Origin of the sequence: Kosmotoga sp. DU53, from assembly GCF_001639905.1 — a bacterium.
Classification (GTDB): domain Bacteria; phylum Thermotogota; class Thermotogae; order Petrotogales; family Kosmotogaceae; genus Kosmotoga; species Kosmotoga olearia.
This window is the reverse complement of record NZ_JGCK01000034.1, coordinates 1-16305: the sequence shown is the minus strand read 5'-3', so window position 1 is coordinate 16305 and position 16305 is coordinate 1. Positions and strand designations below refer to the sequence as shown.

General features: G+C 38.2%; 14 protein-coding genes. 10 read left to right on the top strand and 4 right to left on the bottom strand.

The features are described 5' to 3' along the window. Together DU53_RS05375 and DU53_RS05370 are read right to left on the bottom strand one after the other, a co-directional pair. Window positions 1–1684, bottom strand: a 1684-nt coding sequence (locus DU53_RS05375; protein WP_235599722.1) for an exodeoxyribonuclease V subunit beta, incomplete at its 3' end; no start/stop codon positions are given. Window positions 1685–1686: 2 nt separating this feature from the next. Then, window positions 1687–4779, bottom strand: a complete 3093-nt coding sequence (locus tag DU53_RS05370) for a PD-(D/E)XK nuclease family protein (RefSeq protein ID WP_063727889.1) — start codon at window positions 4777–4779, stop codon at window positions 1687–1689. Between the two features lie 107 nt (window positions 4780–4886). Between DU53_RS05370 and DU53_RS05365 the strand changes: the two genes are divergently transcribed. The 4 genes from DU53_RS05365 (at window position 4887) to DU53_RS13335 (ending at window position 8370) form a co-directional block, all read left to right on the top strand. Then, a complete protein-coding gene (locus DU53_RS05365) occupies window positions 4887–5135 on the top strand; it encodes a TM1266 family iron-only hydrogenase system putative regulator (protein ID WP_063727888.1) in 249 nt (82 codons plus the stop codon). Between the two features lie 767 nt (window positions 5136–5902). Then, on the top strand, window positions 5903–6937 hold the full coding sequence (locus DU53_RS05360; protein WP_063727886.1) for an ABC transporter substrate-binding protein: 1035 nt from the start codon (window positions 5903–5905) through the stop codon (window positions 6935–6937). Next, complete coding sequence (locus tag DU53_RS05355) at window positions 6918–8135, top strand: HD-GYP domain-containing protein (protein ID WP_063727884.1); 1218 nt, start codon at window positions 6918–6920, stop codon at window positions 8133–8135. Before DU53_RS05360 ends, DU53_RS05355 begins: the two co-directional genes overlap by 20 nt. Beyond that, a complete protein-coding gene (locus DU53_RS13335; RefSeq protein WP_082853834.1) occupies window positions 8116–8370 on the top strand; it encodes an HD domain-containing phosphohydrolase in 255 nt (84 codons plus the stop codon). The genes DU53_RS05355 and DU53_RS13335 overlap by 20 nt, the downstream gene beginning before the upstream one ends. On the opposite strand, the gene DU53_RS05350 is transcribed toward DU53_RS13335, so the two are convergent. Both DU53_RS05350 and DU53_RS05345 read right to left on the bottom strand, forming a co-directional pair. Continuing rightward, window positions 8367–9362 (bottom strand): sensor domain-containing diguanylate cyclase, encoded by a 996-nt coding sequence (locus DU53_RS05350; RefSeq protein WP_082853833.1) that lies wholly within the window; start codon window positions 9360–9362, stop codon window positions 8367–8369. The two genes, DU53_RS13335 and DU53_RS05350, sit on opposite strands and share 4 nt — an antisense overlap. Before the next feature lie 13 nt (window positions 9363–9375). Next, entirely contained in the window at window positions 9376–10074 is a 699-nt protein-coding gene (locus DU53_RS05345; RefSeq protein ID WP_063727880.1) for a hypothetical protein, read from the bottom strand. A gap of 96 nt (window positions 10075–10170) precedes the next feature. Here DU53_RS05345 and DU53_RS05340 point away from each other — a divergent pair, with 96 nt between their 5' ends. The 6 genes from DU53_RS05340 (at window position 10171) to DU53_RS05315 (ending at window position 16243) form a co-directional block, all read left to right on the top strand. Then, window positions 10171–11202: a mannose-1-phosphate guanylyltransferase gene (locus DU53_RS05340; RefSeq protein ID WP_235599723.1), complete on the top strand. Its 1032-nt coding sequence runs from the start codon at window positions 10171–10173 to the stop codon at window positions 11200–11202. Continuing rightward, window positions 11199–12590, top strand: coding sequence for a dipeptidase PepV (gene pepV, locus DU53_RS05335; protein ID WP_063727878.1), 1392 nt, complete (start codon window positions 11199–11201; stop codon window positions 12588–12590). The genes DU53_RS05340 and pepV overlap by 4 nt, the downstream gene beginning before the upstream one ends. A gap of 68 nt (window positions 12591–12658) precedes the next feature. Then, window positions 12659–13759: an ArsR family transcriptional regulator gene (locus DU53_RS05330; RefSeq protein WP_063727876.1), complete on the top strand. Its 1101-nt coding sequence runs from the start codon at window positions 12659–12661 to the stop codon at window positions 13757–13759. Between the two features lie 490 nt (window positions 13760–14249). Continuing rightward, window positions 14250–15368 carry a sensor histidine kinase KdpD gene (locus tag DU53_RS05325; protein ID WP_063727874.1) on the top strand — a complete coding sequence of 373 codons (1119 nt, stop codon included), beginning with the start codon at window positions 14250–14252 and terminating at the stop codon, window positions 15366–15368. Next, window positions 15355–15867: a HAMP domain-containing sensor histidine kinase gene (locus tag DU53_RS12815; protein ID WP_235599720.1), complete on the top strand. Its 513-nt coding sequence runs from the start codon at window positions 15355–15357 to the stop codon at window positions 15865–15867. Before DU53_RS05325 ends, DU53_RS12815 begins: the two co-directional genes overlap by 14 nt. Continuing rightward, entirely contained in the window at window positions 15839–16243 is a 405-nt protein-coding gene (locus DU53_RS05315; RefSeq protein WP_015868385.1) for a response regulator, read from the top strand. Before DU53_RS12815 ends, DU53_RS05315 begins: the two co-directional genes overlap by 29 nt. Window positions 16244–16305 lie beyond the last annotated feature (62 nt).

Below are 16305 nucleotides of genomic sequence, written 5' to 3'. Positions count from 1 at the left end.
GTTCTTTTGCTATTTCAAGCATCTTTTTAACATTGTTTATCGCCCTTTCCCCTCTTTTCATGCTGGCAAGTTTTGGAAGATATTCCGTCTCATCTACAAATTTCTGTAAAACACTACTCGGTGAAAGAACATGCTTTAATTCAGAATATTTGATGAACAATTCTCGTAACGGTTTGAAACGTTCATCTGTGGTTTTTAGAATAGCGTCTGATATGTGCTTTTCCTTGCTTTTCAATTCGAAAAGATCTTCGAGTGTCGCTCCAAAAGCCGGAGAAAGGAGAAACCTTGCAAATGCCGCATCATCCAGCGGATCAACGATTACATCCAGCCACGCAAGAGGGCCTGCAATTTCTGGTCGGTCGTAAAAGGCTTTGCTTCCAACCGTATAGTACGGGATACCATTTTCTTCAAGAGCATCTTCATATCTACTAACATTTACGAATTTTCGCAACAGTATCGCTATATCCCCCGGTTTGATCTTTCTGGTGGAATAGCTACCATCTTTGTTTCTAAAGGTTATTTCTTCACTCAACAAATTTTTTATATACTGTGCAACAACCTGCGAATCGTCTGAATTTTCAGAAACCAGCACCCTTACTCTGGAATCGTTAGAATCTTGTTCGTATGGAATGGCAGATACTTCTGTATCGTAGAATGATTTGTAATACTTTCCGCTCCGATCCTGAAGCATTATTTTTGAGAAAAGCCTGTTCTGAAATTCGACCAGATCCGGATGCGAACGCCTGTTGACACTTAGCGTTTCAAGATGAGCATTTTTTATTTCAAATTCTGCCTTTGTTCTATTAAATACCGTAACATCAGCTCCCCTGAAACGGTATATCGACTGCTTGGCATCACCAACAAAGAGAAGAAAGTTTCTTTCCTCCTCGTGGAGATAGTCTATTATCGTTTTCTGAAGCCAGTCAGTATCCTGGAATTCATCTATCAGTATGTATTTAAACCTTCTTACGTATTTTTCCCTGAGCTGCGGAAAGTTGTGCAACAGGTCACGAGTCTTGATAAGAAGATCATCAAAGTCAAGGGAATTATTTCTTCTTGCTTCGTTCTCATAATGCTCTACCAATTGCTTAAAGTGTTTATGGAAGGTTCTGGTTGCCAGGAGAATCTTTTCTCCGTCATTTCCTATCTTTAATGGTTCCTCTTCATAAGGGGAAATGATCCTCAAATTCACCCTCATGCCAGAAAGTGCTTTCTTAAAAAGCTCAAAGGTTTTGTCAACACCTATCAAATCGAAAAGAGGCTCAAGTTCATCCAGATGCTGCTCAAAATAGGTTCTAACTACCTGTGCCTCAAGAGCCACCCGTCTCACACCGCTCAAAATTTCAAATCCCGGATCAATACCAAGAAAAATAGAACTCTCCCTGAGTATGCGTTCACAGAAGGAATGGATAGTTGAAATCCATGCGTATATCAATCTGGAACGTAGATTTTTCCAGTCGCCGGGCTCATTATTCTCGATTTTTTCGTTGATTCTCAAATGCACCCGCTCTTTCATCTCTTTCGACGCTTTTCTGGTAAATGTTATCGCCACGACGTTGTGCACGTCGAGTTTTTCACCGTGCCTGAATGCCTCTTCGAATATCTGAACATAATGACTCACCAATCTGTAGGTTTTTCCCGTTCCAGCGGATGCAGAAATGAATATGTCCCTGTTTACACTCACTATTATTCTTCCTTCCTCCACAAAATAACCGAACAGATCTTTAATTTTGCGAATGAACAATTGTAGCAGCCAGATCTATTTTCAATAATTTTGGGAATATAAACCCCGTTGAATATCCCTTCCGTTTTTTCTTTAACCCAGTTCTCAATATCCTCCCTGGTAAATTTACTCTTCGAAAACTTCCATATATCCTTTCCTTCGTCTGTAACAACGACAAAACTATCCTTGAAATTTGTGCTACCAGAAAGCGGCCTAAAACTACCCCCGACCACAAAATATCCTTTTTCTTTCAACAATTTGTTTGCTGCAATAGAGTAAAGTATTAGCTGTTCTTTCTCGCCGGAGTTTCCTCTCTTGTAGTCCATAATATACATCGCACCCGTATCTTTATCCACATCGATTCTATCTATCTTTCCCCTTATGTAAGCATCTTCCAGGATCTTCACCGGCTTCTGATTACCCATCCCGAAACCCAGCTCAAAATATGTCGGTTCGAATTCCCCTTCCACCTTTGGCAGTTTCTTTGATTCCTTTATCTGAATATATTCGGCAATTACCCTTCGAAGGCGTTCATATTCGAATTTAAAAACCAGTTCACTGTCATGTCTGATATACTTCCTCATGTTTTCCTCGAGGGATTTTTCCCAGTCGAGAGCACTCTTCGAGAAGTAGTCTTTGAGCACGTTATGATAAACATTACCTTCCTCCAGCGGGGTTAGCTCAAAAAGTCCCTCTTCCGGCGTCTGTATTTTCAGGATATAGGCCAAATAAAAGGAAAAGGGGCACTTGTGATAACTCTGCAATCTGGAAAAACTAAAGACCTTTCCAATATGATCTTCTATCTTTTTTCGATCGCTGATTATCCAGGTGAATTCCCGATTGAAACCCTGCAGTACTTTTTCTAGATTATCCATTCCAAGCTTATCTTTCAACATTTCCCAGTGCCTGGTATTAAAATGGCTGGCAACCGCTATCTTTAGCTCCTTTTCACTCATAACCGTTTCGAGCTCTGGAATAATATCCACCTTTCTACCTTCCTTTTGACCAACTCGTTCAGGAGTTACCACCGCACTTTTAATTACATCCTGAAGGTATGCTGATGGCAAAAGAGGCTCACCATCAATCGTAGATTCAGGATAAGAAAAATAAAGCCTATCGGATGTTCTTGTAACCGCAAGGTATAGATTCAGCTTCTGCTGTTTCTCTTTTACCAGAAGCAAGTCTTTAGGAGCTTTCTCGTCATATTGGGTAAAACTGTACAGGGGATTCATTCGAATCATAGGATAGTAACCGTCATTAAATCCAACAAAGAATTTTATTTTTTTTCGTGAAAAACGAGCATTCAGCAAAGATTGAATCTCAACCCTGTTCTCAATGGCCCTGGAACTTTTAAAAGAGGTGTTCCTCAAAATGAGCATTAGATACCTATGATAATCAGCTGGAGAAATTCGCTCTTTCCCGAGAAAAAGGAGAAGCTCTTCTAAAGCAGGCAGTACATCATTAAAGAATCTTTTCAGCGCTAATAATTCACGCTCCCCTTCAAGTTTCCTGAATGGTTCCTCTTCTGACTCTTCAACCAGTTTTCTATAGCGTTCTTCAATTCTTATGAGTTCTGACCATTCATAAAAATATTCGCGGTATATTCGACAATCCCTTCTAGAAAGGCTACGAAATGGCGCGAGAACCTGAAAAATCCTCTCTATTGCTGGCTCGATTTCTTCATCTACCCTCAGAATTACTTCTCTGTATCCACTGATTTCCTGCTCGATGAATTCCTCATCGGAAATCTCTTCAACAGCTCTTATCTTTCTCTGAACAAGCTCTTTGTATCTTTCCAATCGTTCTTCCCAGCTTTCAACTCTTTTCTGCAACGTAAGAGTGGGGTAGTCATAAATAAGTCGTGCCTGTATAGCGATGGATTCGAAAAACTTTGTGTCAAGTTTACTGCCGCCATAACCAAAATCTCCCATTGCAACGATCTTTTCTGGTTTGAAACCATTGACCGCCGTTTCAAAGGGTAAAAGAAGCATTTTCACCGCTCTGGATTCTAAAAGAGGTTCATCCCCTTCGCTTCTGAACGGGATACCGTACTCGCCTAATCTTTCTGAAAACAATTTTTCGTATCTGGAAAAATCAGATGCAACGATCGCAATATCTCCAGGCTCGTAACCGGATTTTATCGTACGTTTTATTTCTCTCGAAATGTATTCCACTTCGTTGAAAATATCCGAGGCTACAATAACTTCAACATTTTCGCAGCTTTGAGTGATTTTTTGCTCTGAGAAAAAGGTTTTGAGGAAAGGTTCGAGATTTTTTGGTAGATGTTGTTCTGAAAGGAATCTCTTTTCGGAGGTTATAATCTCGCCGCTTGAATCAATTTTCCCTTCCCGTTCTTCAACAAAATCAATAATGGTTCTTGCCTCGGCAAACAATTCACACCGGTTTGCGTCTTCTGGAGCAGTTATAAAAACCTTTGAAAAGATTGGAACAATCCCTTCGAGAAAAGCTTTTACAGCCGGCGAAAAGTCGTGGAAGCCGTCTATAAACAAGGTTTCTCCAAATTCACCGGGATGTAGTTCGTCCGATAATTCTGCTAAAGAAAGATAAGCATCAAAGGTGTCGTATATGAGATTCGAATTGAATCTATTTGAAAGTTTTGAATAAAGGCTTCTCATAAGCAAGGTGATTTCATCATCTTGGGCAAATATCTTATCGAATCCATCATTTTCTTTCACATCATTAATTATGTCAAATACATATTCTACAAAAGTCGGAGATTGTGCCAGGTCTTTTCTTCCGATTTCCTCAAGGATATCGCTTATTTCAGATTTAACGATATTGCTGCTGATGTGAAGCATTTCCGGGCGAAGCTTCTTCATAATCGTTACAGCAAACTCGTCAATCGCCATAAATCTGGATGCAACGATACTCCCAACCCGATTTACAAAGGCTTCCCTGATTGTTTTGACGTAACTACCGGTTGGACCAACAAAAACGTATGAAAAAGGGTTGGAACGATGCGCTTTCTCCATTTCGGAGATTATAAGTTCTGTTTTTCCAGATCCGGTAGGTCCAGTGATAAGAAAGACTTTCATTTTTATCTCCTTTCTTACCTCAATTCCATCACAATTTTATTGTACCATCGAAAGCGTTTAACCCACTATTCAAATCTCTTTGATAACATAGTTCTGAGGTGATAAATTTGCAGGAAAGAAAAGTGGGCATAGTGGCAATAACCGTTTTAAACCGTGAAAATTATGCCAGGGTTAACGAAATTCTACATCAATTTGCAGACGTAATTTTAGGACGGATGGGTTTACCGGTTAAAGAGAGACAAATCTCTATAATTTCCGTATTGGTTGATGGAACGACTGACGAAATTGGAGCCCTTACTGGAAAACTTGGGCAAATCGATGGCGTTAAGGTCAAAGCTACGTTGTTGAAGGTTTGAGAGTCGCTTTGCGGCGGAAGTGCGGAACTTCGTTCCGGAGGCTCGCGGCGTTGACGCTTGCGAGGCTGAGGCTTGGCGCTGCAGGGCAGCTTATGCTAAGCTTCGCTCAGGCTCTGCGTGACTACGTCACGGCTCTGCGCAACTTCGTTGTGGCTAAGTATCTTTTAGAGGGCGAGATTGAATGTTGAAGACTGGGGTTTAGATAAAGATCGGGTATCGGATCTGGGGTACAGGGTTTAGAAAGTTCAAAAACTAGGAACTAACAACTGAATTCTTGTTTGAGATCTGGCATCCGATGTGAAGTATCGTCAAACGTCAGCAATGCAGTCGTTTTCGAAATAATTTCTTGCTAATTTTTGTGCTATAATTAACCTAAGATTAAAAACAGAGCAATCATGTTCGCCTTTTCCCGCAAAGTACGATTTCTACATCATACCATCATGTATAACTTTTTCTACACTTCCCGAAAAAAACAGGATATTTATATAGCAACAAGTGACAAGAAACAAACAAATACTTTATTTGAACATATAGAAATAATATCTTTTTTCAAAGAGTTATTTCAAGAAAAAGTGCTTTATGTTGTCTGAATCAAAAATTCTTTCACAATTGACTTACACAATACAAAATCAAAAAAATAAGTCGAATCTTACCGGTCACAGATTCAAAATAAAGTGTTACAATACCCTAGGATTTTCTAAAATCTTTCGGGGTTCCTAGGAATAAATATGGTAATATTTGATTTTACACAGGTACGGGGGCAGCAAATGACAGGAACAAAAGAAAGTAAAAGAGAACGAGCAAAAATCTTTTGGCTTGTTCTTTTAGGAATAGTTGTTATCATATCCGCAGTTTTTAGTATTTTAAGGATAGTTTCAATTTCCGGTGTCATTTTACTTTACGATGACAGCAGCGATATGCTGCGAGCTTTTGAGGAAGCTTACGAAGCGTATAATCTTGATTTGAAGGTTTTCAAAATACGATATAATCCCGATACTGTTAAAAAACAACTTGAAATGGTTTCACGTCATGGGATTCGGCTGATAATCGGGCCACGACTTAGTTCAGAGGCTGAAGTTTTGTTGCCCATCCTGGTTGAATTGGACATGTATGCGATTTCTCCCACTGTCACTTCTCCCCGTGTTGTAGGAATCGACAGAAGAATAGTAACTATGGCTGTTGAGGATAGAAAACAAATCGAGATGCTGGTTCAAGAAATGATGAAAGATGAGATAAAGAGACTTCTTGTCATTAAGGGAGAAGAGAATGACGCTTATGCTTTACCCTTTATAGAAATTTTAAAGCTTGAATTTGAAGGCGAAGAAGTTATAGTTCATTGTCTTCACAAAGATGCCAAGAAAGAATTTGAACTTCCCGATAATGTATTAAACTTCGACGGAATTCTATGTGTAACCGACGGCAAAACAACGGGTATGCTGTGCAAAAAACTCTTCGACATAGGTTATAAAGGAAAAATATATGCTTCTGATTATGCTATGGACAAAAATCTTTTGCTCTTTTCCAGAAAATATATCGATAAACTGAAAGTGTTTATGCCTGTTTCGAAAAAGATAGCGCCAAGTAAAAATGCCGACTACGTTGGAACTTATAACGCCGTCATCCTTGCTAAACTGCTTTTGGAAAGATATCACAATGATTTAAAGCGGGCATTTACAGAACTTATAAACTTTTCTTTTGAGGGGATAGATGGCCCGGTTACGATTACCGAAAATTATTACGCAACAAAGGAATGCAGCATAATAACATTGGAGGAAGTTTTCAATGGAGAAAAGCATTGGTGATTTGAAGAAGTATTCAAAACGCGCAGTTGCTGCTGTTTGGATCAATTATATTGTGTGGACGGTTATCGCGATTGTTTTAATTTCTTCTATATACACAAAAAGTGTCCGAGATAGAGCTACCATGGCAAAAGAAAACTTCGAGTCAATTCTGCAAATGATCTCTGTGAATCCTGAGCTTCCGGGTGTTTTTATCGAACAGGTTGAAGATGGAACAGTGATGGGAATCGAATTAGAACGCCTGATAGGGGATCAAAACTTTTCAATAGGAGAAGGCATTCTATGTGAGGAAGCCAGCTTCAAGTTTCTGAAAAAAGAGAACGATAAGGGATATTTGGTTGAGGTACCCATAAAATTCATAGAGAAATTTTTCAATGTTCCAAAAATTATTTGGTACATAGCGGACGAAAATGGAAAAATGCTATATTCTTCAACGCCATTGGTGTTGAGTGAATCTAGCAAAGATGTTTTGAAGGGGTCAGATCATTTTTATCAGTTCACAACATTCAATATTTTGGGTTCGGATTATGTTCTAGGAATCGGAGAACAATGGATAAATTCCCTTATGTTCCTTCTTGTTTCATTAGGTATTATAATTTTCATATCATACCTTCCTTTAGCTCTTACAATTAGTAAAATCGCTGCAGAAACAAATGAAATCCAAAATGACCAAAAAGAGCTTTCCAAAGTACTCGAAAATCGAGACAGAAAGGTAATCGTACATTATAAGGAACACATAAAATTACTTACAGCAATCAAGTCCTGTTCTTCCGAACGGAAAAAGCTACTCAACGAGCTAGGTAAGTTAAGAGAGGGACTGGAAAAGTGTAAGAAAAAAATCGAATTGGAACGCGAAATTGCTAGAGCACATTTCAAAAAGCTCCTTACGGCACTCGGACAAGAGATCGAAGAACGTTCTCACAGCGTGACACCTGATATTAAAACGATGGTGGAAGTAGCACTTTTGACAGCTCAGGAATTAGGGGTACAAGATGAAGAAGAGCTTGAAGCTATAGAGTTTGGCGTTATTCTCCATGATATCGGGATGATAGAAATTCCTGAAAGCATTCTCCACAAACCGGGGATCCTAACGGAAAATGAAAGGGCAATTGTTGAAAAACATCCGTTAATCGGAGCAAGATTAGTTTCTCAACTCTCGCTATCACCACTTCTGGAAGAATATCATAAAGCACCATCATGAACGCTACAATGGCCAGGGATACCCGGATGGTCTATCCGGTGATCATATATCAACAAGAGCCAAGGTTGTCAATCTGGTTGATACATATTTCGCCATTATCTCAAAAAGATTCCACAGAGCACCATACCCCAAAAAAGAAGCATTGAGGATCATTGAAAGTGAGAAAGGAAAATCTTTTGATCCAAAAGTTGTTGAAGTTTTTAAGCGAGTGATATCAAAATCAATAGAATCTTAGATAGCATAAATTTTATTTTTCCCGGCTTTTTTCGCAGCGTACAAAGCCCTATCAGCTTTTTCAACCAGATCAGAAGCACTTTCACCGTCGAAAGGATATGAGGCAATCCCCATACTACATGTTACTCTCATTTTTATCTTTCCTACAGATATTTCTCTTATCTCCTTACTGATCCTTTTAGCAATATTCATAGCGTCTGCTTTTGAAGCATCCATAGCGATTACAGCGAATTCATCTCCACCGTATCTTGCACCAATATCTTTCTTTCTAAGGTTCTTCCTTATAACCCGAGCTATCTTTTCTATCACCTGATCTCCAACAACATGCCCATAGGTATCATTTATTTCCTTGAAGTTGTCAAGGTCTATCATAATGATTGAGAAACGTTTTTCTTTCGATTTTATTAGTTTTTCTAAGACTGAATAAAATTCTGTATGGGTGTACAGCCCTGTTGCAAGATCGGTCTTACTAGCCATAAGAATTTCTCTGAACCTGGTTGAATCCTCTATTACTCTCAATATTTGATCCGCGATGATTTCGAGCATTTCAATATCTTCAAACTGAGGCCTTTTTCCATCTTTGGGCGCGTCGACAGATATATAACCAACCATTTCTTCGTTTCTCATTATGGGAACAATCAATACATCGCCCGGCTTCCATTCTGCTTCGGATTTCAAAAGTTCATCGTAATCGCCGACATAAGCATATGTGGTATCAATCTCTTTAGCACCTTCAGGTATAAAATACGATCTACTTACTTTGAACTGGTCATCTAAAACCTGCATTATATAGTCAATCGGTGGAGGATTTGACTTCAGCTTATCGAACTCTTCTTTTGTTAATCCTGATTGTGCAACACGAATTATCTTATTATTCCTTCTATCCAGAAGATTTATAATACAGTATTTGTAACCTAACGCGTCATTTACTATTTGCGCCATTGTATTTAACGCCTCTTCAAAGTCCGGATTTGATCGAACTATTGAAATCATTTCTAAAATCTTTTTAAGCCTTTTCCCTTATACTCTCTATTCTTTCTATACTTTTCTTTCGTTCTTTAGAGATGTTTGAAAACTGAACATATACCCAAACGATTCCCACAATGACAGGATAAAGAAGGAAAACTAAAATGGTTTCAAAAGCAAGGCCAAGTTCATAAAGCCGCCACATAAGGCCACCATAAATCGCGAGAAATACAAAATAAATAAATTCTATACCACTAACTTTCAACAGCTCTGAATCAAATACCTGTTTTTTTCTAATATACGCGTACAACAGATCTCCCATAATAAAGTTCAGTGCTTTTGCCACTATTGCAAACACCAGCAGAGCTATGTAGGGGTTTCTTACGTTATCCGAAAAATATACGGCAACTCCGTACATAACGAAATAGTGAAGGGCCCCGTACAGCTTTCTTTTTATCAAGTCAGGCCCTTCAGAGTGTTTTTTAAAGAAACTGGAGAAAAATGCAATAAAAGGAAGAAAATACGGTGCCCCAAAAACTACAATAGGAACTGCACCAGCAAAATTGGTGACAAGTTTTATCTTTGATTTTTTTATCCTAAATAGATCAGTAAATACATAAAAAGCAATCAAAGGGACTATCTCCAGCTGGAAGTTAAAAGTGAACCCTTGTATGATAAAAATTGTCGTTATAAGAACTGAAACCGCCACCATTATAAAAAGGGGAAACAAATATCTCATACAATCAACCCCACATATACGAATCATATCCACCTTTAACAATTATACTACATTTTGAAACAACTCCCTTTTTTCTGATATCCTAATATAATGGAGGTGATACTTTTGATAATCGCAGTAATAATGGCAGGGGGTATAGGGGAAAGGTTGTGGCCCCTCAGTACCAGAAAAAAGCCAAAGCAATTTCACATTTTTGGAGCAGAAAAGACTCTAATAGAGCTAACAGTGGAAAGGGCACAGGCATTTGCGGATAAAATCTATATAGTTACCACCCGAGAACAAAAAGCATTGTTCACGAATTATCTTCCGAATTTTCCGCAACAAAACATATTGATAGAGCCTTTCAGGCGTAATACTGCTCCTGCAATCGCTCTGGGGTGTTTGCATGCTTCTGATGAAGATATAATAGTAGTTCTACCTTCTGATCATATTATAAGAGATAAAGAAACCTTTGAAAGAACCATGAATTCCGCAATCAAAGAAGCATCAAAAAACAATATCCTTGTCACTATAGGTATTACACCAAATTCACCTCATACAGGTTACGGTTATATTGAAAGAGGTGAGACATTCAATTCAGAAACGGGAAGTTTCACCGTAAAAAAATTCCACGAAAAGCCTTCTTTTGATGTCGCCCAACGTTATGTAAAAGATGGACGTTTTTACTGGAATTCTGGAATGTTTGTATGGAAAAAATCCTCTTTCGATAAAGCTCTTGCTTCGCACTTAAAGGATATCAACTCAGCTATGAAAGAAATCAAAAATGATTATTCGAAACTTGAGAGCGTTTACAAGGGCATGCCCAACATTTCTGTAGATTATGGGATAATGGAAAAAGCAGATAATGTTATTGTAATTCCAGCGAATTTTTATTGGAACGATGTTGGAAGCTGGGATTCCGTTTACGATCTGGAAGAAAAGGATGAAAATGGTAACGTCGTTAAGGGAAATTTTATTCTACACAATGTAAGAAATTCTCTTCTAGTAAATACCACACAGAGGAATATCGGTATTTCTCATGTTGAAGATATGATAGTCGTTGTTTCCAATGAAGGAACTTTACTATGTCATCGCGGAGAAACACAATATGTAAGAGAAATCACAAAAAGATTGGAGGAGAAAGCGTGAATACAAAAATTGACGAAATTGTTCTTGAATTACGCGACAAAATAGTTGAATCCGTTTCAGAACTTCTTAAAATACCCTCCGTTGAAGGAACACCAAAACCCGATGCTCCATTTGGTGAAGATGTTAAAAAAGCATTGGATTATGCCCTTAAATTGAGTGAATCTCTTGGGTTCAACGTTAAAAACGTAGATAATTACGCAGGGCACGCCGAATTCGGTAACTCAGGAAAACTGTTTGGAGTTTTAGGTCACCTCGATGTTGTCCCGGAGGGTGACGGTTGGAGCGTTGATCCTTACGGTGGGATTGTAAAAGATGGCTATATATGGGGTAGAGGAGCAATTGATGATAAAGGACCAACGATAGCAGCTCTTTACGCACTTAAGGCTGTAAAAGATTCTGGAATTCCAGTCAAAAACAGAATTAGAGTTATATTCGGTACAGATGAAGAGTCAGGTTGGAAGGGAATTGATTATTATCTCAAGAAAGAAGAAACACCTGAAATGTCCGTTACACCCGATGCTTCGTTCCCTATCATCCATGCGGAAAAAGGAATAGTAAACTATCATTTTATCGGAGAAGTGGGAGAATGGAAGGGAAATTTGCGAATAGAAGAAATTGATGGTGGCAACGCTTCGAATATGGTTCCAGCATCCGCTTACGTTGTGCTCAGCGGAGTACTCGATGAGGTAGAAAAGCTTCTCAAAGAATTCAAACCAAAGAATGATACTAAGATAAACTGGAAAAAGGAAGGGACCAAACTGAGAATTAACTTCGAAGGCGTTTCAGCACACGGCGCAGAACCTCAAAATGGTGTCAATGCGATAGCTCCAATGCTCGACCTTCTTTCAAAGATAAATTTAAACAACGAGTCATTTGAAAGGTTTATTAAACTTCTGAATGAAAAGATCGGTTACGAAATCGATGGTTATTCCCTCGGAATTTCTGGTATGGATGGAATCACCGGTCCCCTCACGGTAAACTTAGGAACACTCAAGGTAAACGGAGACGCATTAGAAGCGGTTATAAACATAAGATATCCAGTTTTCTTCAACGAAGAACGGATTTTCTCGCAGGTAAAAGAAGCAATGAAGGGGTTAACAGTGGAAAGGAAGCATCATCATGATCCACTCTATATGTCACCAGACAGCGATCTTGTGAGACTTCTTAAAGAAGTCTATGAAGAGGTTACAGGTGAAGAGGCTAAACTCCTTACAACAGGTGGCGGAACCTACGCCAGAGCAGTTCCCAATGCCGTAGCCTTTGGAGCGCTTTTCCCGGGTAGGGAGTTCACCGGTCACAAACCCGATGAGAGAGTCCTCATCGATGATTTGATAATGCTGGCAAGAATATATGCTCAACTGTTCTATCGTGTTCTAACAGAATGGTAAACTACAAGCTTTACAGGTAGACAGTATAAAAAACAGCGTATTCACATGATGAAATGGGGGGGAAATATATGGGGTTAATGGAAAAAGTTGTTCTGACTGATTCGATTGTCTTTGACTTTTTGATGAGCCTTGAAAGGCTTAACAACCACGAAAATTTTAGAAGAGCATACGACAAACCCGGTATAAAGAACAAATTCTACCCTTCTCCGGAACTAGAAGCATGGGTAAATGAGACTCTTCAAGAACTACCAGAAGATATCAAAGAATTGATGGACAAATATTTCCATTGGGAAACCTCTTTTGGACTCTGCCCAGCTCTAAACATAGTGCATCACGATATCAAAAGCGTAGAAGAGTTCATCGATTTTGTCAAAAACATGTCCGAAAAAGAGCTTCTACAGCAGTTTATTTGTTCAGGTTTTGGTCCGATTATTGAAAAGGACGAAAACGTTGAATCATTCGAAAAACTCATCGAGGAACTCATCGACAACCAGGAAAAGATGCTCATGTTTGTAAGCAAGAATCTGCTTTTCCCTGTAGAACAAAAGGCGGTAGTTCTTGAATTCTTTTCAGACCTTTCAAAAGCCAAGCATGATTATCTGTATTTGCTTGAATGGTATTATGAGCATATATTTAAGCCAATAGAAGATAAAGTAAAGAAATCAAATCAGAACTACCTGAGATTCTTAGAAGGCTATTTAAATGACTACGGAGAAGAATATTTGAAAAAGCTTGTACTATCCAAGGATTTCGCAACGAAGGCAGAAAAAATCGTTCTTGGTGTTTCTTATTTCTATGGTCTTTCATCTTTAAGCTCCGTAAATGACGATCTGGTAATGAGCATAAACGGCTACGATCGGATACATAAAGCCGCTGAAAAGAAAGATGAGCCTTTAAGTTGTGTCAGCCTTCTTTTTAAGGCTCTGGGAAACGAAATAAGACTGCAAATATTAAAAGCAGCTGTAAAAGAAAAAATAGATGTATCAGATTTAGGAAGGACCTTGAAATTGTCAAACTCAGAGATTTCACATCACATCTGGTATTTAATAGAAAGTGACCTAATAAAAATAGAAAAGGCTGATAAAAGACTCATGGTTTCCTCCGACGTTAATACAATTAAAGCCTCAGTTGAAAAAGCTCTAGAAAAGTTGATAAACACGTTGGGCTAAAATTGTTTTTAAACTGCCTCTAACTCTAACCGTTACAATTTTTTAGAATCAAACCCTCCACTTTGCAGAGTGGAGGGTTATTTTATTGATAAAACCGACTTTAATTCTAACAAATCAGGTACACAGAAAATTTCAGACCTTTAACATACTCCCAGATTTTATACTAAATCCAATGAGCCAATCATACGAATGAATAAGTAATACTAATGAAATAATAAAACACAATCATATGAACAAATATAATATCAATGAAAGGGGAACATAATGACAAAAACATATAATTAATTGTATATAACGAATTCAAAGCACATACTTTTAACCAACTTAAAGGCAAGATGGAAGGTCATTGAAAACAGCATGATCCTTTATATATTCGCGGTTAGTCAAAATGTACGGGGAGATTGTCTTGTTCCCATACAAAATCATCCTTTGGATGACATTGTCATTATTTAAATGTTCTTCTTTTCGTTTAATTGCCTGGAGGCGTTCTATGAATAAGTTGTTGAACATCTTCAGATTGAGTCTACTTCTTTCTTTGCTGATCATATTATTCGCTATACTATTTGGGATATACCTGCCAATGAAAAATGAACTTACAAAAGAAGTCCATGAGAGCTTCTCAAACAACGCCAAATTATCCGAGAAAACTGTTGAGAGTTTCCTTGAACGCTGTATCGAGGGAGCAGAAAGCCTTTCCAGCCGTACTATGATCAGGAAGATGATAGTTGAATATCTCGGTGGTAACATCACCCTCAAAGAACTTCAAGAATATACTGCACCGAAATATCTCGATGGTGCTAGTACACTCCGGAATTTGAAAAGTGCCATTCGAATTGTTTCAGGAAACATCATTGCTTCTGTTGGAAACTCAAACATGGAAAAAGCAATAAGTTGTGAAGACGTGTCAGAAACAACTTTAGATATAGAATTTGAGAATCAATCGATTGTTGTCAATGTGTGTTCTCCAATACGTGAAAATACCACGGTTATAGGTCATGATTTTGTTTCTTTTGACATGACAAAACTCTTAGATGAAATCAATATAGGAAACATTGTATATGAGATCTATATCGCAACTAACTCAAAATACATTTCGTCAAAAGGAAAAATATTTGATGTTCTCAAAGATGATACGTTGGACTCAGATGGGAAAATAACATGGTATACTATGATGATAGGAGATACGGATACCTTTCTGGTTGCAAGTGTACCCAATAATATTATCTACACTCATATAAAAAAATTGTCCCTTCTCATTCCGATTATTATTGCCGTTACATTCCTCGCTGTTATTCTCCTAATGTATTATGTTATTCTCACAAACGCAAGGAAGATGATAAAAACTATAGAACAAGATAATATCAAGATCAAAGAGTTAGAACGTCTTAAATCTGAATTTCTTGCTACCATGAGTCATGAGTTGAGAACCCCTCTCAACTCCATTATTGGGTTCGTTAGCATGATTTTACAGGGCATTGCAGGAGACATCAACGAGGAGCAGAGAAAGCAACTCTCTATGGTTCACAGCTCTTCAATACACCTCTTAAATCTAATAAACGATATCCTGGATATCTCCAAGATTGAAAGCTGGGAAAATGAGTTTTTCTAAGGATAAATTCAACATTAAAGACGTTATTTCTGAAGTTGTACAAAATGTTTCGCCGTTGATTTCTAAAAAAGAAGTGAAGTTAATTACAGAGATACCCGACGAGATTCCAGAGATCTACAGTGATAAAAGAAGGGTTTTCCAGATTCTCCTGAATCTGGTCAGTAACGCGATTAAATTCACAGAAAAGGGCGAGATAAGGATAAAATGCGAGGTAGACAGAGATAAACTGAAAATCAGCGTTTCAGATACAGGAAAAGGGATAAAGAAAGAAGATATGGAAACATTATTTGAAGCATTTCGACAGATAAGCGGTTCAGCGCGGCGCAGATATCAAGGTGCTGGGCTGGGGCTTTATCTTTCCAAAAAACTTGTGACATTGTTGGGCGGTGAGATCTGGGTTGAGAGCGAATACGGTAAAGGTTCTACATTTACATTCACCCTGCCGCTCAGATCTGTGGAGGAGAATAATCATGAAGAAAAAAGTACTGGTGATAGATGATAACGAACAGAATCTGTATTTAATAACCTTTCTTCTTGAAAGTAAAGGATATGAGGTCATTACAGCCATCGATGGGATCAAAGGGATAAAAAAAGCTATAGAGAAGAAACCTGACCTTATCCTTCTGGATATACAGCTCCCTGAGTTAGATGGCTACGAGGTGGCGAAGCGGATAAAGAGTATAGACGAGATTAGTCATATTCCAATAGTCGCTGTAACTTCTTACGCCATGCCAGCAGATGAAGAAAAGGCGCTTGCCATCGGCTGTGTTGGATACATCAAGAAACCTTTTTTTCCTGAGAATTTCATACCAGAAATAGAGAAATATCTTTTCGAAAATAAGGAAAGTGATAAACATGAAAATTCTGGCTGTTGATGATAACAAAGAAAATATCTATATGTTAGAGATCTTTGTTCAAGAGCTATGGTTATGAAGTT

Coding starts and splice junctions, on each gene's coding strand:
- DU53_RS05360 (WP_063727886.1), top strand. CDS start 5,903: ATGACAGGAACAAAAGAAAGTAAAAGAGAACGAGCAAAAATCTTTTGG.
- DU53_RS05355 (WP_063727884.1), top strand. CDS start 6,918: ATGGAGAAAAGCATTGGTGATTTGAAGAAGTATTCAAAACGCGCAGTT.
- DU53_RS12815 (WP_235599720.1), top strand. CDS start 15,355: ATGAGTTTTTCTAAGGATAAATTCAACATTAAAGACGTTATTTCTGAA.
- DU53_RS05370 (WP_063727889.1), bottom strand. CDS start 4,779: ATGAAAGTCTTTCTTATCACTGGACCTACCGGATCTGGAAAAACAGAA.
- DU53_RS05330 (WP_063727876.1), top strand. CDS start 12,659: ATGGGGTTAATGGAAAAAGTTGTTCTGACTGATTCGATTGTCTTTGAC.
- DU53_RS05350 (WP_082853833.1), bottom strand. CDS start 9,362: ATGATTTCAATAGTTCGATCAAATCCGGACTTTGAAGAGGCGTTAAAT.
- DU53_RS05315 (WP_015868385.1), top strand. CDS start 15,839: ATGAAGAAAAAAGTACTGGTGATAGATGATAACGAACAGAATCTGTAT.
- DU53_RS05325 (WP_063727874.1), top strand. CDS start 14,250: ATGAATAAGTTGTTGAACATCTTCAGATTGAGTCTACTTCTTTCTTTG.
- DU53_RS05345 (WP_063727880.1), bottom strand. CDS start 10,074: ATGAGATATTTGTTTCCCCTTTTTATAATGGTGGCGGTTTCAGTTCTT.